This is a genomic window from Pseudomonas putida (genome assembly GCF_028682395.1).
In the GTDB taxonomy this organism is placed as follows: Bacteria; Pseudomonadota; Gammaproteobacteria; order Pseudomonadales; family Pseudomonadaceae; genus Aquipseudomonas; species Aquipseudomonas putida_AB.
Map to the genome: position 1 here is coordinate 285,683 of NZ_JANHLC010000005.1, position 16,801 is coordinate 302,483.

Here is a 16,801-nt window from a genome sequence, read left to right on the forward strand (position 1 = left end):
CCTAGCGCCGCGCTGACTCGATAGAAAACGCCACTACCGCCTTGCCTTGCACCGGAGTTCCCCCATGACGGCCCACGCCGAGCTTTCGCCGACCCTTCAACTCGCCTGCGACCTGATCCGCCGCCCCTCGGTGACCCCGATTGACGCCGACTGCCAGAAGCTGATGATGCAGCGCCTGGGCGACGCCGGATTCAAGCTCGAGCCTATGCGTATCGAAGACGTGGACAACTTCTGGGCCAGCCACGGCAAGCACGACGGCCCGGTCCTGTGCTTTGCCGGCCATACCGATGTGGTTCCGACTGGCCCGGTGCAGGCCTGGCAGAACGATCCATTCGATGCCCTGATCGATGAGCACGGCATGCTGTGCGGGCGTGGCGCTGCCGACATGAAAGGCAGCCTGGCCGCCATGCTGGTCGCCGCCGAACGCTTTGTCGCCGACTACCCCGATCACCGCGGCTCGGTGGCCTTCCTGATCACCAGCGACGAAGAAGGTCCGGCCCACCACGGGACCAAGGCCGTGGTCGAGCGCCTTGCCGCACGCCGGGAGCGCCTGGACTGGTGCATCGTCGGCGAGCCTTCGAGCACATCCCTGGTCGGTGACGTGGTCAAGAACGGCCGTCGTGGCTCCCTCGGTGCGAAACTGACAGTACGCGGTGTGCAGGGTCATGTTGCCTACCCGCACCTGGCGAAGAACCCGATTCACCTGGCTGCGCCGGCCCTGGCCGAACTGGCCGCCGAGCACTGGGACGACGGCAACGCCTTCTTTCCGCCGACCAGCTTCCAGATCTCCAACGTAAACGCCGGTACCGGCGCGACCAACGTGATCCCGGGTGACCTGGTCGCGGTATTCAACTTCCGTTTCTCCACCGAATCCACCGTCGAAGGCCTGCAGCAGCGGGTCGCGACCATTCTCGACAAACATGGCCTGGACTGGCATGTGGACTGGGCGCTTTCGGGCCTGCCGTTCCTGACCGAACCGGGCGAACTGCTCGACGCGGTCTCGACCAGCATCCTGGCCGTCACCGGCCGTCAGACCCAGGCCTCGACCAGCGGCGGCACCTCCGATGGGCGCTTTATCGCCACACTCGGCACCCAGGTGGTCGAGCTGGGCCCGGTCAACGCGACCATTCACCAGGTCAACGAACGGGTCCTGGCCAGCGACCTCGATGTGCTGACCGAAATCTACTACCGCACCCTGATCGAGCTGCTCGCCTGATGCTTGCCTGCCCGATCTGCAGCGCCCCGCTCAACGCCGTGGACAATGGCGTCGGCTGCCCGGCGGGGCACCGTTTCGACCGCGCCCGCCAGGGTTACCTGAACCTGCTGCCAGTGCAGCACAAGAACAGCCGCGACCCGGGTGACAACCAGGCCATGGTCGAGGCGCGCCGCGACTTCCTCAATGCCGGCCACTACGCCCCCGTGGCCCGGCGCCTGGCCGAACTGGCCGCCGAGCGGGCCCCACAGCGCTGGCTGGATATCGGCTGCGGCGAGGGCTATTACACGGCGCAGATCGCCGACGCCCTGCCAAACGCCGAAGGCTACGCCCTGGATATCTCGCGCGAAGCGGTCAAACGTGCCTGCCGGCGCAATCCACGCCTGACCTGGCTGATTGCAAGCATGGCCCGCGTGCCCTTGGCCGACGCCAGCTGCCAGTTTCTCGCCAGTGTCTTCAGCCCGCTCGACTGGCAGGAGGCCAAGCGCCTGCTCAGCCCCGGCGGCGGCCTGATGCGTGTCGGCCCGACCCGCGAACACCTGATGGAGCTGCGCGAAAAGCTCTATGACGAAGTGCGCGATTACACCGACGACAAGCACCTGGCCCTGGTGCCCGACGGCATGTCCCTGGCGCACAGTGAGACCCTGGATTTCAACCTGACCCTCACCTGCCCCCAGGATCGTGCCAATCTACTGGCCATGACGCCCCACGGCTGGCGCGCCAGCGCCGAACGCCGGGCAGCGGTCATCGAGCAGGTCGAGCCGTTCCAGACCCGCGTGTCCATGCGCTACGATTATTTTGTGCTGCAATAACCCCTAAACCATGGCCGGTCGCCCTGGCGATCGGTGACAGAATCCGCGAATGGATTTTTCAGAACCACAGTGAGGACATCCATGCGCCAACCGGATATCGAGATTTACCTGAAAGACGCCGACGTCGACTACAAGGCCATCGCGGCCTGGTTGAGCAGCGCTATCGGCCCCTGCACCGACTGGGTCCAGAAAGGCCAGACCTACAAATGCAAGGCCGGTGATATCCCGGTGACCTGGCTGCCCAAGGCCGTGGGCAAATGGAACAGCCTCTACCTGGAAAGCGACCAGACGCCGTGGGAAAACGATATTGCCTGCGCCCGCGCCGCTTTTGCCGCGCTGAACGTGGAAGTGCGCTGCGCGCCGGGTAGTTGGGTCGAAGAAGAAGGTGAAGAATCGGCTGACCGCTGGATTCGGATCAGCGCCGACGGTGAAGAAGAAATCACCTGGCGTACCGCGTAAAAAGATCACTCGCAGAGGCTGCTCCGGGGGCTGAAACCGCCCGCGACAGCCTCTGCGAAGCGCTTACAGCCCTACTACGTCTTCGGCCTGCAGGCCTTTCTGACCGTCTACCACGGCGTACTCCACCTGCTGGCCTTCAGCCAGGGAGCGGTGCCCCTCGCCGCGAATGGCACGGTAGTGAACAAACACGTCCGCCCCGTCTTCACGCTGGATAAAGCCATAGCCCTTGGCGTCGTTGAACCACTTCACGTTGCCGGTTTCGCGCGTTGCCATACAGTCCTACTCCTTTTTTATTATGGGGCGGGCAGCGGGTAGCCCTTGCCCTGATAAGCCACCGCCCGAACTTCAGCCCACTCATGGCGGTCTGACAGTACGTGCGAAAGCGCGACGAGTATAAGGCAGCCCGAAAATCTCGCCCATCCCTATAAATAGCGGCTTTTTTGCCGATTTTAGGCAGATACGGCACACTATCGGCCCCGAGCAAACGCTCGGTTTACTCCACCTAATGCAGAAGCCGTATGACTCGCTCCCCTTTCCGTCGTCTTGTGTTCGGCACCCTACGCCGCCTGTTGTACCTCTGGGTGCGCTCGGAGACGATCAACCAATCGTCGTTCACCCTGAACCTCGACCGCAGTCGTCCGGTGTTCTACGTTCTGCAATCGCCGTCCCTGAGCGACCTGGCGGTGGTCGATGCCGAATGCACCAAAGCCGGCCTGCCACGCCCGGTCCTGCCGGTGGCGGTCGGCTCGCTGCTGGAACCCGCCGCATTCTTCTACCTGACCCCGGAGCCCGACTGGCTCGGCCGCCAGGACAAACGCGGCGCCCCACCCACCCTGGAGCGCCTGGTCAGCACCCTGGAAGAAAACCCCGCTGAAGACGCCCAGATCATTCCGGTCAGCGTTTTCTGGGGCCAGTCGCCGGCCAGCGAGTCGAGCCCCTGGAAGCTGCTATTCGCCGACAGCTGGGCCGTCACCGGGCGCCTGCGCCGCTTGCTGAGCATCCTGATCCTCGGCCGCAAGACCCGCGTGCAGTTCTCCGCGCCGATCCATCTGCGCGAACTGGTCCAGCACAACAAGGGCCATGAACGTACCGTGCGCATGGCCCAGCGCATCCTGCGGGTGCACTTTCGCAACCTGAAGAGCGCCGTGATCGGCCCCGACATCTCCCACCGTCGCAACCTGGTCAAGGGCCTGGTCAACGAGCCCCTGGTGCGCCAGGCAATCCTCGAAGAAGCCGAGCGCGAGAACATCTCTGCGGAAAAGGCCAAGGCCCAGGCCCTGCGCTACGCCAATGAAATCGCCTCGGACTACACCTACACGGTGATCCGGTTCCTCGAAGTGGTCTTGAGCTGGTTCTGGAACAAGATCTACGACGGCATCAAGGTCAACCATATCGAAGGCGTGCAGGCCATCGCCCCAGGTCATGAAGTGATCTACGTGCCCTGCCACCGCAGCCATATCGACTACTTGCTGCTGTCCTACCTGCTGTTTCGCAACGGCCTGACACCGCCCCATATCGCCGCCGGCATCAACCTGAACATGCCGGTGATCGGCAGCCTGCTGCGCCGTGGCGGCGCGTTTTTCATGCGCCGGACCTTCAAGGGCAACCCGCTGTACACCTCGGTGTTCAACGAGTACCTGCACACCCTGTTCACCAAGGGCTTCCCGGTGGAGTACTTCGTCGAAGGCGGCCGTTCGCGCACCGGGCGCATGCTGCAACCCAAGACCGGCATGCTGGCGATTACCCTGCGCAGCTTCCTGCGCTCCTCGCGCACCCCGATTGTCTTCGTGCCGGTGTATATCGGCTATGAGCGTGTGCTGGAAGGCCGCACCTACCTGGGCGAACTGCGCGGGGCGAGCAAGAAGAAGGAATCGATCTTCGACATCTTCAAAGTGGTCGGCGCGCTCAAGCAGCGCTTTGGCCAGGTGGCGGTGAACTTCGGCGAACCGATAAAACTGGCCGAGTTTCTCGACCATGAACAGCCGGACTGGCGCGCCCAGGACCTGGCTCCGCAGTACCGTCCGGCCTGGCTGAATGAAACCACCCACCGCCTGGGCGAGCGCGTCGCCCGCCACCTCAATGAAGCGGCGGCGGTCAACCCGGTCAACCTGGTGGCCCTAGCCCTGCTGTCCACCAGCCGCCTGGCGCTGGACGACCGCGCCATGGCCCGGGTCCTCGACCTCTACCTGGCCCTGCTGCGCAAAGTGCCCTATTCGCCCCATACCACCCTGCCCGAAGGCGACGGCCGGGCGCTGATCGAACACGTCAAGGGCATGGACCTGGTCTGCGAGCAAAGCGACGCCCTGGGCAAGATCCTCTACCTGGACGAGCAGAATGCCGTCCTGATGACCTATTACCGCAACAACGTGCTGCATATCTTTGCCCTGCCGGCGCTGCTGGCGAGCTTCTTCCAGAGCAGTTCACGAATCAGCCGCGAACAGATCCTGCGCTACACCCGCGCGCTGTACCCGTACCTGCAATCAGAGTTGTTTATCCGTTGGTCCCTGGACGAGCTCGACGCTGTGGTCGACCAATGGCTGCAAGCCTTTGTCGAGCAGGGCCTGCTGCGCTTCGAAAATGAGCTGTACCTGCGCCCGGCACCGAGTTCGCGACATTTCGTGCTGCTCACCCTGCTGTCCAAAAGCATCACCCAGACCCTGCAACGCTTCTACATGGCGATCTCGCTGCTGCTCAACAGCGGCCAGCACAGCATCAGCGCCGAAGAGCTGGAAGACCTGTGCACAGTCATGGCCCAGCGCCTGTCGATCCTGCATGGCCTCAACGCCCCGGAGTTCTTCGACAAAAGCCTGTTCCGCCACTTTATCCAGACCCTGCTCGACCTGGACGTGCTACGCCGCGACCCGGCCGGCAAATTGAGTTACCACGAACTGCTCGGCGAACTGGCCGAAGGTGCAGCCAAACGGGTGTTGCCTGCCGAGATCCGCCTGTCGATCCGCCAGGTGGCCGTGCACCGTGCCGAAGACGCTGCGGACCTGAAGCCGAGCGCCGAGTAGAAAACCCGCTAGATTGACTGAACAGCGCCTCTCGATGAGGCGCCCTACAGGAAGCTCCCGATGAAAAAACTGTCCCTGCTCTGCCTCACCGCCCTGCTGGCAGCCTGCCAAAGCCCGCAACCCGTGGCCAAGGCGGCGCTCGACGGCGAAGTCTTTTACCTGCAACGCATTGCCTTGCCACCTGCCGCGACGCTGAGCGTGACCCTGCAGGACGTTTCCCTGGCCGACGCACCGGCGGTGACCCTCGCCGAGCAGAAAGGCCCAGTCCACGGCCAGGTGCCACTGCCGTTCCACCTCGACTACGACCCGGCGCAGGTCAAACCCGGCCATCGCTACTCGGTCAGCGCTCGCATCGAACACGCGGGCGAGCTACTGTTTATCAGTACCGAACACCACGGTGTGCAACTGAACGGCCAGGACCCGCAACCGCTGCGGATTCGCGTCGACTCGGTGCAATGATTCTTCAACTTTTCGCATAAGGAAGTCCCCCCATGCTCCGTCCTTCCCTTCGCTTTGCCGGCCTGTGCGCGGGCTTGCTGGTTTGCGCCAATGCCCTGGCGTTGTCCCTGAGCGACCTGTCCCAGGGCGACGCCACTGGCGGGCTCAAGGACGCACTGACCCAGGGCGCGCAGATCGCCGTCAAACAACTGGGGGCTCCCGGTGGTTTCAGCAACAACCCCGAGGTCAAGATCGGCTTGCCAGGCAAGTTGGAAAAGGCCGCTGGCGCCCTGAAAATGCTCGGTATGGGCGATCAAATCACCGAACTTGAGGCCAGCATGAACAAAGCGGCCGAATCCGCCGTGACCCAGGCCCAGCCAATCCTGGTGAATGCCGTGAAAAACATGAGCGTGAGCGATGCCAAGGGCATTCTCAGCGGCGGCCAGGATTCGGCAACCCAGTATCTGGACAAAAGCAGCCGCGAGCAGATCCGCGCCAAGTTCCTACCGATCGTCAAGCAATCCACGGACAAGGTCGGTGTCGCCCAGCAGTACAACGCACTCGCCAAAAAGGCTCCAATGGGCCTGCTCGGTGGCAACAGCGACAGCGTCGAAAACTACGTGACGGAACAAGCGCTGAACGGTTTGTTCAAGATGATCGCCCAGCAGGAAGAAAGCATCCGCCAGAACCCGGCGGCAGCGGCCACCAGCCTGGCCAAGAAAGTCTTCGGCGCGCTCTGACCGCGCCCGATGCTCGCGAGCCTTTGCCGCTCGCGAGCAAGTACCCTGCTCCCGGTCTACCCCTTCTTGACCTTGAACCACGCCGCATACAGCGCCGGCAGGAACAACAGGGTCAAGGCCGTCGCCACGATCAACCCGCCCATGATCGCCACCGCCATCGGCCCGAAGAATACGCTGCGTGACAGCGGAATCATCGCCAGCACCGCCGCCAGGGCGGTCAGTACGATAGGCCGGAAGCGGCGCACCGTCGCTTCGATAATGGCCCGCCAGGGCTCAAGCCCGGAGCGGATATCCTGCTCGATCTGGTCCACCAGGATCACCGAATTACGCATGATCATGCCCGACAGCGCGATGGTCCCGAGCATGGCGACGAAGCCGAACGGTTGACGGAACACCAGCAGGAACAGCACCACGCCGATCAACCCCAGGGGCGCCGTCAGAAACACCATGGCCGTGCGCGAAAAGCTGCGCAGTTGCAGCATCAGCAAGGTCAGCACCACCACGATAAACAACGGTACGCCAGCATTGACCGAGGCCTGGCCACGGCTGGAATCTTCCACCGTACCGCCCACATCCAGCAGATAGCCATCGGGCAATTCGGCGCGGATCGGCTCCAGGGTCGGCAGGATCTGCTTGACCAGGCTCGCCGGCTGTTCCGGGCCGTAGATGTCGGCCCGTACCGTGACATTGGGCAGGCGGTTGCGGTGCCAGATAATCCCTTCCTCGAAGCCGTATTCCAGGGTCGCCACCTGGGACAGCGGCACACTCTGGCCATTGTCCGTCGGCACCGCCAGGCTCGGCAGCAAGGCCAGTTCGCTACGCTCCTGCAACGTGCCGCGCAGCAGTATCTCGATCAACTCGTTGTCTTCGCGGAACTGGCTGACGGCTGAGCCGGTGAGCGAGCTTTGCAGGAACTTCGCCAGGTTGGCCGTGCTCACGCCCAGGGCACGGGCGCGATCCTGGTCGATATTGAGGTAAACCACCTTGCTCGGCTCTTCCCAGTCCAGGTGCACGTTGGCCACATAGGGGTTTTCGCGAACCTTGGCCGCCACCTTGCGCGCCAGGGCGCGGACTTCCTCGATATGCTCGCCGGTCACCCGGAACTGCACCGGATACCCCACAGGCGGGCCGTTTTCCAGGCGCGTCACCCGCGAACGCATCGACGGAAACTCTTCATTGAGGGTTTCGATCAGCCAGGTGCGCAGCGACTCACGCTCCTCAATCGACTTGGCCAGTACCACGATCTGGGCGAAGCTCGCCGCCGGCAGTTGCTGGTCCAGCGGCAAGTAGAAACGCGGCGAACCGGTGCCGACATAAGCCACATAGTTGTCGATGCCGGGATGTTCCTTCAGCAAGCCTTCCAGACGCTTGACCTGGTCGGCGGTGTTGCTCAGCGAAGCGCCCTCGGCCAGCTTGAGATCGACCATCAACTCCAGTCGCCCGGAAGCCGGGAAGAATTGCTGGGGCACAAAGCGGAACAAGCCGACAGAACCGACAAATAACAAGAGCGTCAGGACAATCACCGTCTTGCGCCGATTGATGCACCACTCCACCAGACGCCGCACGCGCTGGTAGAACGGCGTGCCATACGGGTCCGGCGCATCGGGGCCGCTACCGTGCTTGGCCGCATGGAGCTTGGCCAGGTCCGGCAGCAGGCGCTCACCCAGGTAGGGCACAAACACCACGGCGACGATCCAGGAGGCAATCAGCGCGATGGTCACTACCTGGAAGATCGAGCGGGTGTACTCGCCGGTACTCGACTGTGCCGTGGCAATCGGCAGGAACCCGGCGGCGGTGATCAGGGTGCCGGTCAGCATCGGGAATGCCGTGCTGGTCCAGGCATAGCTCGCCGCCTTGAAGCGGTCGAAGCCCTGCTCCATCTTGATCGCCATCATTTCCACCGCAATGATCGCGTCATCCACCAGCAGCCCCAACGCCAGCACCAGGGCCCCGAGGGAAATCTTGTGCAGGCCGATGCCCAGGTAATACATGGTGGCAAAGGTCATCGCCAGCACCAGCGGAATCGCCAGGGCAACCACCATCCCGGTGCGCACCCCCAGGGAGAAAAAGCTCACCAGCAAGACAATCGCCAGGGCCTCGACCAGCACCCGGACAAACTCGCCGACCCCGGTCTTGACCGCCGCCGGCTGATCGGACACCTTGCTCAGGTGCATCCCGGCCGGCAGGTTGTTCTGGATCCGCGCGAACTCGGCTTCCAGGGCCTTGCCCAGAACCAGGATATCGCCGCCGTCCTTCATCGCGACAGCCAGGCCGATGGCGTCTTCGCCCATAAAGCGCATGCGCGGTGCCGGTGGGTCGTTGAAGGCCCGGCGGACATCGGCCACATCGGCGATGCGCAAGGTACGATCGCCGACCCGAATCGGGAAATTGCTGATCTGCTCGACCGTCTTGAAGTTACCGCTGACCCGCAGTTGCACGCGCTCGGTCGGCGTTTCGAAAAAACCGGCGGTGGACACCGCGTTCTGTTCCTCCAGCGCCTTCTGCACGGCCGCCAGGGGTAGGCCAAGGGTCGCCAGCTTGACGTTCGACAGCTCGATCCAGATCTTCTCGTCCTGCAGCCCCAGCAGTTCGACCTTGCCCACGTCCTTGACCCGCTGCAACTGGATCTGCACCCGGTCGGCGTAATCCTTGAGTACGGCGTAATCGAAGCCGTCGCCGGTCAGCGCATAGATATTGCCGAAGGTGGTGCCGAATTCATCATTGAAGAATGGCCCCTGCACCCCAGACGGCAAGGTGTGGCGAATATCGCTGATCTTCTTGCGGACCTGGTACCACAGCTCGGGAATCTGCTGGGAACGCATCGAGTCACGGGCCATGAAGGTCACCTGGGACTCACCTGGGCGAGAAAACGAGACAATGCGTTCGTACTCGCCGGTCTCCATCAGTTTCTTCTCGATCCGTTCGGTGACCTGCCGCGAAACTTCCTCCGCCGTGGCGCCAGGCCACAGCGTGCGAATGACCATGGCCTTGAAGGTGAAGGGTGGATCTTCGCTTTGCCCCAACTTGTTGTAAGACAGCGCGCCAACAATCGCGAGCAACAGCATCAGGAACAGGACGATCTGGCGATTGCGCAACGCCCAGGCGGAAAGATTGAAACCCATCGGGGATTACTCCTTGCCCGCCAGACTGACGACGCGGTTGGAGCGGTCCACCGGCCGGACCTCCTGGCCCTCGTTCAGCACATGCACCCCAGCCGCCACGACCCAGTCGTTGGCCGACAGCCCCTCGAAAACCGGCACCGTCTTCTCACCAAACGCCCCGACCTTGACCGGCACCCGTGTCAGCTTGTTGCCTGCGTCGAGCCGCCAAACATAGGCCGCGCCATTTTCCGCCGTGACGGCCGACAACGGCACCGCCAGCGCCACCTGTCCGGCGTGCTGGATAAACACTCGGGCGCTCTGGCCCAGTTCGGCCGGCACCTTGTCGACGGTAAAAGCGATCCGTGCGGCAAACGTCCGCGACTTTGGATCGGCCGCCGGCGAGAGCTCGCGGATATGCCCGATAAAACGCTGATCCGGCTGCGACCAGAGTTCGACCGCGACCTCCTGGCCAATCCGGAACCGGCCAAAGGCCTGCTCCGGCAGACTGATAGCCACTTCACGGGCGCCGTCGGCCGCCAGTACAAAGACCGTCTGGCCGGCAGCCACCACCTGGCCGACTTCCACCAGGCGCTTGGCGACCACCCCATCCTGGGGCGCGCGCAACACGGCGTAACCGGCCTGGTTGCTGGCCACGTCGAACTCGGCCTGGACCTGTTTGAGCCGCGCTTCGCCGGCGCGGTAGAGGTTCTCGGCATTATCGAACTGCGAACGGCTGACCAGTTGGCGCTCCATCAAGGTCTTGTAGCGATCACGTTCGGAACGCACCAGATTGAGGTTGGCCTGGGCTGCCGCGACCTGGGCGCGAATCGCCTCCAGTTGCAGACGCACATCCTGCGGATCCAGTTCGGCCAGCGCCTGGTTGGCCTTGATCCGCTCGCCTTCCTCGACCAGTCGTCGGCTGACCTTGCCGCCAATGCGGAACGCCAGGTCCGGCTCGAACCGCGCCCGGACTTCTCCCGGATAGCTGTCCAACGCCTGCGCCGAAGGTTCTGGATGAACCACCATCGCGGGGCGAATATTGACCTGGACAGCGGCTTGATGGTCGCAGGCGCTCAAAAGCGACAGCAGACCGAGAGGCAAAGCGAGGGACAAGGCATGGCGGAACATGGCGGCGGACCTTTCGCAAACGACGCTTGGAGTATTTATACTGGCCAGTATGTTATTAATAGCAAACTCACCAGTCCAGTATTAAAAGCGCAGAATGCCCACTAATTTCTCCTCTCCCAACGGCCCTGGCCGTCCCAAGGATCTGGCCAAGCGCCAGGCCATTCTCGATGCCGCAAAAAACCTGTTTGTGCGCAACGGCTACGCCAGTACCAGCATGGATGCGGTGGCCACCGAGGCGGGGGTGTCGAAGCTGACGGTCTACAGTCACTTCAACGACAAGGAAACCCTGTTTGCTGCGGCCATCGAAGCCAAATGCCGCTCGCAACTGCCCGAACTGCTCTTCGAATTGCCCCAAGGGGTTCCCCTGGAAATGGTGCTACGCAGCATCGGCATGGGTTTCCAGACGCTGATCAACAGCGAGGAGTCGATCAATATGCACCGCTTGATCGCCGCCCTGGGCAGCCAGGACCCCAAGCTTTCCCAACTGTTCTTCGAAGCCGGCCCCCAGCGCATGCTCCAGGAAATGGAGCGTTTGCTGGGCAAAATCCAGAACGCCGGCCTGCTCTACTTCGAGAATCCCCAGACCGCCGCCGAGCACTTTTTCTGTCTCCTCAAGGGCGCGGCCAACTTCCGCCTGCTCTACGGTTGCGGCGAGCCGCTCAGCGGGGCCGCAGCCGAGGCGCATGTCGAGGAAGTGGTCAAGCTGTTCATGCGCGCCTACCACCCCGATCACGGCCTGCATGCTGGCTAGGCAGCAACCACTACGTCATCAGGGCTTGAGGGCTTTCTTGGGGTAGATATCGTAACGGCTCGACTTGCCTTCCAGCCCATGACTTGGCTTGGGGCCATCAATGCAGGGCGCCTTGCGCGGGCGCTTGACCACCACCCGATGGCTGGCCAGGGCCAGGGCCGCGGCCAGCAGGGCCGGGGCGTCGAGGTCGTCACCGACCAGGGGCCGAAACACACGCATCTCTTTTTTCACCAGCGCGCTCTTGTCGCGATGGGGAAACATCGGATCCAGGTAAATCACCTGGGGCGGCTCGCCCTCCCAGTGGGTCATCACCTCAATGGCATTGCCCTTGAACAGACGCATACGCGCGACGATGGGCGCCACCTCGTGATCACCCTGCCCGCGCGCCAGCCCGTCTTCCAGCAAGGCGGCGATCAGCGGCTGGCGCTCGATCAGGCTCATCTCGCAGCCGAGGCTGGCCAACACGAACGCGTCCTTGCCCAGCCCGGCCGTGGCATCCAGCACCCGCGGGCGCACGCCAGGCTGAACCCCGACCGCCTTGGCAATCATTTGCCCATTACCGCCGCCATACAGCCGCCGATGGGCCGCGCCGCCCTCGACAAAGTCGACCCGCACCGGCCCCGGCGCATCCAGCCCGAGCTGCTGCAACTGCAACCCCTGGTCGCAGACCTGCAGGACAAACTGCGCTTCTTCTGCCTCTAACGGCAGGCCAAGACGCTCCGCCCACTGCCGGGCCTGCGGCTCCAGCGCTGCGTCCAGGGCTTGGACTCTGACCAGACTGGCCGTTTGATGCTCGCTCATGGAAAAACACGCTCAAAAATTTAATGATCGGCAAAAGCTGCCGATAACAGAATGATTCCGCATTTTGCCAGACCTGCGCGTCAACCGAGAGCCATGTCAGACATTCAACGCACATCCATAGGTTACGTATCGCCCTACAGCGACTACGGCCTGCAGAACTCCCAGGCACTGAGCGGCGTCAGCCATCTGTGGCAGGACTTCTTTGCGCGTGCGTTGCAGGAGCAAATCGGTGATGCTCCAGAGGTTGATGCCCAGGCCCTGGCCTTGCCGCAGGACCCGGCCATTGAGCCCAGTGCCGGTAGCGACCTGCTGGCGAAAATCGTCGACCAGCGCCAGTGCGATGTCCACGAAACCGAGGTCAAGCCACCGGAGCCGTTGTTCCTGCCGATCGCCGAGCTGGAACTGGACCTGCTGAAAAAGCTCGCCCCGCCTTACCCGGACGACGAAATCGTCGCCCAACAGCAGCAACAGAATTTCGACAGCGGCTGGGTCCGCCCCATCGTCCTGACGGCGGGCCAACCGCTTCCCGAGCCAGGCCCGGCGCCACAACCGCGCCCTCTGCATCTGCCCATCGCCGAATTCGAGCTGGAGTTGCTGGACAAACCGGCCAAGCCTTACCCGAGCGAAGAACTGGTCGAGCAGCAGCGTCACCTGGACTACGACCTGGCCTGGGCTCGGCCATTGATCGTACAGAACCTGCGCATCGCCGCCTGATCCCGAACCTCAGCCTTTAAACAGCCCATTGATCCGTGCAAACGGCATTGCCTGGCTGGCCCGTTCGAAATGGCCCTGCCCCTGGATCTGCGCAGCCGCCTCATAAAAGGCGCCATAGGCCGCACGAGCCAGGGCCGACCCCAGGCTGACACGCTTGACGCCCATGGCCGCCAGGTCCGCCACCGACAGCGCCACATGGCTCGGCATCAGCACATTGACCGGCTTGGGAGCGACCGCCCTGACCACCGCCAAAATCTCCTGAACATTGCGCAGGCCCGGCGCATAGAGCACATCGGCACCCGCTTCGGCAAAGGCCTGCAGCCGGCGGATGGTGTCCTCCAGATCCATGCGCCCATTGAGCAGGTTTTCCGCACGCGCGGTCAGCGTAAAGGCGAATGGCAGGCGTCGCACGGCCGCGACCGCCGCTTCAATGCGCTCGACGGCCAGATGGAAGGGATAGATAGGTTCGTCCGCCCGGCCACTGGCATCCTCGATGGAGCCACCGACCAGCCCGGCCGCGGCCGCCTGGCGAATGGTCTCGGCGCAGCCTGCGGGATCATCGGCAAAACCATTCTCCAGATCCGCCGCCACCGGCAACCCGGTGGCATCGACAATCGCCCGGGCATTGCCCAGGACCTCGGCACGCGACAGCGCACCTTCGGCATCCGGACGCCCCAGGGAAAACGCCAACCCCGCGCTGGTGGTCGCCAGCGCCTCGAATCCCAGCCCTGCGAGCATTTTCGCCGAACCGGCATCCCAGGGATTGGGGACCACAAAAGCCCCTTCGCGCTCATGCAGCGCTTTGAACATTTCGCCTTGGCGCGTTTGCACACTCATGGGCTCGACTCCGTGACAACCGTACCGTCACAGCAACCCAAGTTGCTCCACGGCGGGCTCTCTGTATAACTCAGGCAGGCCCGGCAAACCAGGCAGGCGCGTCATCAGTTGCCCATGGAAACGCCGGGCCAGTTCGGGCGCGAGACGGTTGTCGGAGGTGTGCAAGAAGATATAGGGCGTGCGCCCTTCCTCGATCCAGCCGGCGATTTTCTCGACCCACGGCCGTAAAAACGGATCATTGGCTTCCAGTTCCGGATGGCCGATAAAACGCACCTGAGGGCACCCACTGAACGCCGTCGGGCGTGGCGGCACGCGCGGTTTCTTGGACTGGGCATGCAGCACCGCCGGCGTGGTCAGGGTGCAACTGAATAAGGCGCGCGGATCGAGACATATGCGCTCGACACCACGCTCGCTCAACAGGCGGTTCAGCAACCGCTCGGCATCACCTCGGGCAAAGAACTCGGGGTGCCGCACTTCCACCGCCACCGGCCGTTCCAGGGCCTCGATAAAGCCGATCAGCTCGGCCAGGCGTTGTGGGCCGAAGCTCGCAGGTAATTGCAGCCAGAGCGGCGCCACGCGCGCGCCCAGCGGTTTGAGCAGTTGCAGAAAGTCCTCGGCAGCACCGAGTTGCTCATGCAGGTTGCCCCCGTGACTGATATCGCGAGGAAACTTGGCGGTAAAGCGAAAATGCTCGGGCATCATCTGTGCCCAGCGCTCGACCGTCGTCACTGCCGGGCGCGCATAGAACGTGGTGTTGCCTTCGACGGCATTGAACACCTGGCTGTAGAGGCTCAGGAAATCGCCGGAGCGGGCATCCGCTGGATAGAGAAACTCGCGCCAGGCGCTTTCACTCCAGGAGGGACAACCGAGGAAATAAGGGAGGGCAGAAGCAGTCATTGCTCAGATATACAGGTCGAGCCCCAACACTTCCATCTCCCAGTCGACAAAACCGGCTGTGGTCAGGTAGCTCGTCAGCGCCGTGGCGACGCTTTTGCTCATGGCGCGGGGGAAAATCAAGTCCTGCTGGCGTGCCGGCAAAGAGGCGATACGCTCGCCAGAAGCCTGATTTCGCGGGGCTGGCGGCGTTTCGAACTCGATCACCTCATCGTCGTCAGGCGCTTGGGCCTGGCTCTTGCGAGGCTTGCGCTTGACCGGATAAGAATGGGATGAAAAGCCGTCTATACGCATAGATGCTTACTCAGTATCGATGATGGCAATTTAGCGGCACCTGCTAAAACAAGCAAATGCCCGAGTGATAACCAGACCACATAACCTGGAAAAGGTTTATCTGCAGATTGCCAGACTGCTGCTCGTTTATACGGCCGGCTTCTTCGGCGTCGCGACTTTATCGCGCAGATACACCGGCTGCGCCAGATCGGCAACGATGGCTTCGCCACGGGCCCAGGCGAAGCGTGCCAGTGTCAGCAAGTCTTCAGCATGGGGCAGCATCCCGGCATCCAAAGTGTAGGGTTTGAGCCCGATTCGCTCGGCATAGCCCCAGCCCGTGCCCGCGCCAAACCAGCTACCCTCGGCGCCCGCCGGCAATGCCGCCAGCTCGGGGGCCAGCACGGCTTCGTGCCCCTGCAAACGCATCTCCCCGGCCTCTTCGCGATAGCAGCCCCAGTACACTTCGTCCATACGCGCATCGATCGCCGCCGCCACCTGGGTCGCGCCGTGTTCGCGCAAGGCACGCTGGGCCAGCACCGCCAGGTTCGACACTGGCAACACCGGGCGCTCCAGTGCAAAAGCCAGGCCCTGGACCACCCCAATGGCAATGCGCACGCCAGTAAAGGCGCCCGGCCCACGACCGAAGGCAATCGCATCGACCGCCTTCAGGGTGGTGCCCGCATCGGCCAGCAACTGCTGGATCATCGGCAGCAGCTTCTGGGCGTGCAGGCGCGGGATCACCTCGTAGTGGCTCGTCACCTTGCCATCGTGCAGCAGGGCAACGGAGCAAGCTTCAGTCGCGGTATCCAGGGCCAGCAAGGTACTCATCGGGGTTTCCATCGGCGGAGAAAAAAGTTCGGGCATTATAAACAGCAACGGCCCGCAAGCGGGCCGTTGAAGATGTCGCTAAACGCGCTTTCAGCTCAGGGCTTCAAGCACCTTGGTGGTGATCGCTTCCACCGAACCGACGCCAGCGATATGGCTGTACTTCGGCTTGCCCTGGCTGGCCGCCAGGTTCTGGTAGAAGTCCACCAGAGGCTTGGTCTGCGAGTGGTAGACCGAGAGGCGATGGCGCACGGTTTCCTCGGTGTCGTCCTTGCGCTGTACCAGCTCTTCGCCGGTCACATCATCCTTGCCCTCGACTTTCGGCGGGTTGTAGATGGTGTGGTAAACGCGACCCGAGGCTTCGTGCACGCGACGACCAGCGATACGTTGAACGATCTCTTCGTCATCGACGGCGATTTCGATCACGTGGTCCAGTTCGACACCGTTCTTGACCAGCGCTTCTGCCTGGGGAATGGTGCGCGGGAAGCCGTCGAACAGAAAGCCGTTGACGCAGTCGGGCTGACTGATGCGTTCCTTGACCAGGTTGATGATCAGCTCATCGGAAACCAGGCCACCGCTGTCCATGACGCCCTTGGCGATCAGGCCCAGCTCGGTGCCGGCCTTGACGGCAGCACGCAGCATGTCGCCGGTGGAGATTTGCGGAATAGCGAACTTCTCGGTGATGAACTTAGCCTGAGTACCTTTACCGGCCCCGGGAGCTCCCAGCAAAATCACGCGCATCGATGTGCTCCTCAATTTTTTTATAAAGATAACGTCGGATTCGCCTCATGGGGCCAATCT

Annotated in this window: 17 protein-coding genes; 8 read left to right on the forward strand and 9 right to left on the reverse strand. The window is 62.9% G+C overall.

The window, feature by feature from the left end; all coding sequences use genetic code 11:
• Positions 1 to 64: 64 nt before the first annotated feature.
• From dapE to NPS46_RS15190, 3 genes are all read left to right on the forward strand, one after another.
• On the forward strand, positions 65 to 1,216 hold the full coding sequence (gene dapE / locus NPS46_RS15180) for a succinyl-diaminopimelate desuccinylase (RefSeq protein ID WP_274108482.1): 1,152 nt from the start codon (positions 65 to 67) through the stop codon (positions 1,214 to 1,216).
• Entirely contained in the window at positions 1,216 to 2,025 is an 810-nt protein-coding gene (locus tag NPS46_RS15185; protein WP_274108483.1) for a putative RNA methyltransferase, read from the forward strand. Before dapE ends, NPS46_RS15185 begins: the two co-directional genes overlap by 1 nt.
• Before the next feature lie 81 nt (positions 2,026 to 2,106).
• A complete protein-coding gene (locus NPS46_RS15190) occupies positions 2,107 to 2,484 on the forward strand; it encodes a hypothetical protein (protein WP_274108484.1) in 378 nt (125 codons plus the stop codon).
• 63 nt (positions 2,485 to 2,547) lie between these two features.
• Here the strand turns inward: NPS46_RS15190 and NPS46_RS15195 are convergent, their stop codons facing one another.
• Positions 2,548 to 2,757 carry a cold shock domain-containing protein gene (locus tag NPS46_RS15195; protein ID WP_054595898.1) on the reverse strand — a complete coding sequence of 70 codons (210 nt, stop codon included), beginning with the start codon at positions 2,755 to 2,757 and terminating at the stop codon, positions 2,548 to 2,550.
• Positions 2,758 to 3,002: 245 nt separating this feature from the next.
• On the opposite strand from NPS46_RS15195, the gene plsB reads away from it, so the two are divergent.
• From plsB to NPS46_RS15210, 3 genes are read left to right on the forward strand one after another with little or no spacing between them, the layout of a single operon-like run.
• Positions 3,003 to 5,498 carry a glycerol-3-phosphate 1-O-acyltransferase PlsB gene (plsB, locus tag NPS46_RS15200; protein WP_274108485.1) on the forward strand — a complete coding sequence of 832 codons (2,496 nt, stop codon included), beginning with the start codon at positions 3,003 to 3,005 and terminating at the stop codon, positions 5,496 to 5,498.
• Positions 5,499 to 5,558: 60 nt separating this feature from the next.
• Positions 5,559 to 5,957 carry a YbaY family lipoprotein gene (locus NPS46_RS15205; protein WP_274108486.1) on the forward strand — a complete coding sequence of 133 codons (399 nt, stop codon included), beginning with the start codon at positions 5,559 to 5,561 and terminating at the stop codon, positions 5,955 to 5,957.
• A 32-nt stretch (positions 5,958 to 5,989) separates the two neighbouring features.
• Positions 5,990 to 6,676, forward strand: a complete 687-nt coding sequence (locus tag NPS46_RS15210) for a DUF4197 domain-containing protein (RefSeq protein WP_274108487.1) — start codon at positions 5,990 to 5,992, stop codon at positions 6,674 to 6,676.
• Between the two features lie 56 nt (positions 6,677 to 6,732).
• Here the strand turns inward: NPS46_RS15210 and NPS46_RS15215 are convergent, their stop codons facing one another.
• Positions 6,733 to 9,798, reverse strand: a complete 3,066-nt coding sequence (locus NPS46_RS15215; RefSeq protein ID WP_274108488.1) for an efflux RND transporter permease subunit — start codon at positions 9,796 to 9,798, stop codon at positions 6,733 to 6,735.
• Positions 9,799 to 9,804: 6 nt separating this feature from the next.
• Positions 9,805 to 10,905 (reverse strand): efflux RND transporter periplasmic adaptor subunit, encoded by a 1,101-nt coding sequence (locus tag NPS46_RS15220; RefSeq protein ID WP_274108489.1) that lies wholly within the window; start codon positions 10,903 to 10,905, stop codon positions 9,805 to 9,807.
• A 94-nt stretch (positions 10,906 to 10,999) separates the two neighbouring features.
• Between NPS46_RS15220 and NPS46_RS15225 the strand changes: the two genes are divergently transcribed.
• Positions 11,000 to 11,656 carry a TetR/AcrR family transcriptional regulator gene (locus NPS46_RS15225; protein WP_274108490.1) on the forward strand — a complete coding sequence of 219 codons (657 nt, stop codon included), beginning with the start codon at positions 11,000 to 11,002 and terminating at the stop codon, positions 11,654 to 11,656.
• An 18-nt stretch (positions 11,657 to 11,674) separates the two neighbouring features.
• Here the strand turns inward: NPS46_RS15225 and NPS46_RS15230 are convergent, their stop codons facing one another.
• Complete coding sequence (locus NPS46_RS15230) at positions 11,675 to 12,457, reverse strand: class I SAM-dependent methyltransferase (protein ID WP_274108491.1); 783 nt, start codon at positions 12,455 to 12,457, stop codon at positions 11,675 to 11,677.
• Positions 12,458 to 12,550: 93 nt separating this feature from the next.
• Here NPS46_RS15230 and NPS46_RS15235 point away from each other — a divergent pair, with 93 nt between their 5' ends.
• Entirely contained in the window at positions 12,551 to 13,171 is a 621-nt protein-coding gene (locus NPS46_RS15235; protein WP_274108492.1) for an energy transducer TonB, read from the forward strand.
• Positions 13,172 to 13,180: 9 nt separating this feature from the next.
• Here NPS46_RS15235 and NPS46_RS15240 read toward each other — a convergent pair whose 3' ends face one another.
• The 5 genes from NPS46_RS15240 to adk form a co-directional block, all read right to left on the reverse strand.
• On the reverse strand, positions 13,181 to 14,008 hold the full coding sequence (locus NPS46_RS15240) for an isocitrate lyase/PEP mutase family protein (protein ID WP_274108493.1): 828 nt from the start codon (positions 14,006 to 14,008) through the stop codon (positions 13,181 to 13,183).
• Positions 14,009 to 14,035: 27 nt separating this feature from the next.
• The gene (locus NPS46_RS15245; protein WP_274108494.1) at positions 14,036 to 14,905 is read right to left on the reverse strand and encodes a DUF72 domain-containing protein; all 870 of its coding nucleotides are present in this window, start codon (positions 14,903 to 14,905) and stop codon (positions 14,036 to 14,038) included.
• A 3-nt stretch (positions 14,906 to 14,908) separates the two neighbouring features.
• Positions 14,909 to 15,196: a hypothetical protein gene (locus NPS46_RS15250; protein WP_274108495.1), complete on the reverse strand. Its 288-nt coding sequence runs from the start codon at positions 15,194 to 15,196 to the stop codon at positions 14,909 to 14,911.
• A gap of 126 nt (positions 15,197 to 15,322) precedes the next feature.
• On the reverse strand, positions 15,323 to 16,003 hold the full coding sequence (gene tsaB / locus NPS46_RS15255) for a tRNA (adenosine(37)-N6)-threonylcarbamoyltransferase complex dimerization subunit type 1 TsaB (RefSeq protein WP_274108496.1): 681 nt from the start codon (positions 16,001 to 16,003) through the stop codon (positions 15,323 to 15,325).
• A gap of 90 nt (positions 16,004 to 16,093) precedes the next feature.
• The gene (adk, locus tag NPS46_RS15260) at positions 16,094 to 16,741 is read right to left on the reverse strand and encodes an adenylate kinase (protein ID WP_274108497.1); all 648 of its coding nucleotides are present in this window, start codon (positions 16,739 to 16,741) and stop codon (positions 16,094 to 16,096) included.
• Positions 16,742 to 16,801: the final 60 nt, after the last annotated feature.

Bases quoted from the DNA above. Each gene is read 5' to 3' on its own strand.
- dapE (WP_274108482.1), top strand. From the start codon at position 65: ATGACGGCCCACGCCGAGCTTTCGCCGACCCTTCAACTCGCCTGCGAC.
- NPS46_RS15185 (WP_274108483.1), top strand. From the start codon at position 1,216: ATGCTTGCCTGCCCGATCTGCAGCGCCCCGCTCAACGCCGTGGACAAT.
- NPS46_RS15190 (WP_274108484.1), top strand. From the start codon at position 2,107: ATGCGCCAACCGGATATCGAGATTTACCTGAAAGACGCCGACGTCGAC.
- NPS46_RS15195 (WP_054595898.1), bottom strand. From the start codon at position 2,757: ATGGCAACGCGCGAAACCGGCAACGTGAAGTGGTTCAACGACGCCAAG.
- plsB (WP_274108485.1), top strand. From the start codon at position 3,003: ATGACTCGCTCCCCTTTCCGTCGTCTTGTGTTCGGCACCCTACGCCGC.
- NPS46_RS15205 (WP_274108486.1), top strand. From the start codon at position 5,559: ATGAAAAAACTGTCCCTGCTCTGCCTCACCGCCCTGCTGGCAGCCTGC.
- NPS46_RS15210 (WP_274108487.1), top strand. From the start codon at position 5,990: ATGCTCCGTCCTTCCCTTCGCTTTGCCGGCCTGTGCGCGGGCTTGCTG.
- NPS46_RS15215 (WP_274108488.1), bottom strand. From the start codon at position 9,798: ATGGGTTTCAATCTTTCCGCCTGGGCGTTGCGCAATCGCCAGATCGTC.
- NPS46_RS15220 (WP_274108489.1), bottom strand. From the start codon at position 10,905: ATGTTCCGCCATGCCTTGTCCCTCGCTTTGCCTCTCGGTCTGCTGTCG.
- NPS46_RS15225 (WP_274108490.1), top strand. From the start codon at position 11,000: ATGCCCACTAATTTCTCCTCTCCCAACGGCCCTGGCCGTCCCAAGGAT.
- NPS46_RS15230 (WP_274108491.1), bottom strand. From the start codon at position 12,457: ATGAGCGAGCATCAAACGGCCAGTCTGGTCAGAGTCCAAGCCCTGGAC.
- NPS46_RS15235 (WP_274108492.1), top strand. From the start codon at position 12,551: ATGTCAGACATTCAACGCACATCCATAGGTTACGTATCGCCCTACAGC.
- NPS46_RS15240 (WP_274108493.1), bottom strand. From the start codon at position 14,008: ATGAGTGTGCAAACGCGCCAAGGCGAAATGTTCAAAGCGCTGCATGAG.
- NPS46_RS15245 (WP_274108494.1), bottom strand. From the start codon at position 14,905: ATGACTGCTTCTGCCCTCCCTTATTTCCTCGGTTGTCCCTCCTGGAGT.
- NPS46_RS15250 (WP_274108495.1), bottom strand. From the start codon at position 15,196: ATGCGTATAGACGGCTTTTCATCCCATTCTTATCCGGTCAAGCGCAAG.
- tsaB (WP_274108496.1), bottom strand. From the start codon at position 16,003: ATGAGTACCTTGCTGGCCCTGGATACCGCGACTGAAGCTTGCTCCGTT.
- adk (WP_274108497.1), bottom strand. From the start codon at position 16,741: ATGCGCGTGATTTTGCTGGGAGCTCCCGGGGCCGGTAAAGGTACTCAG.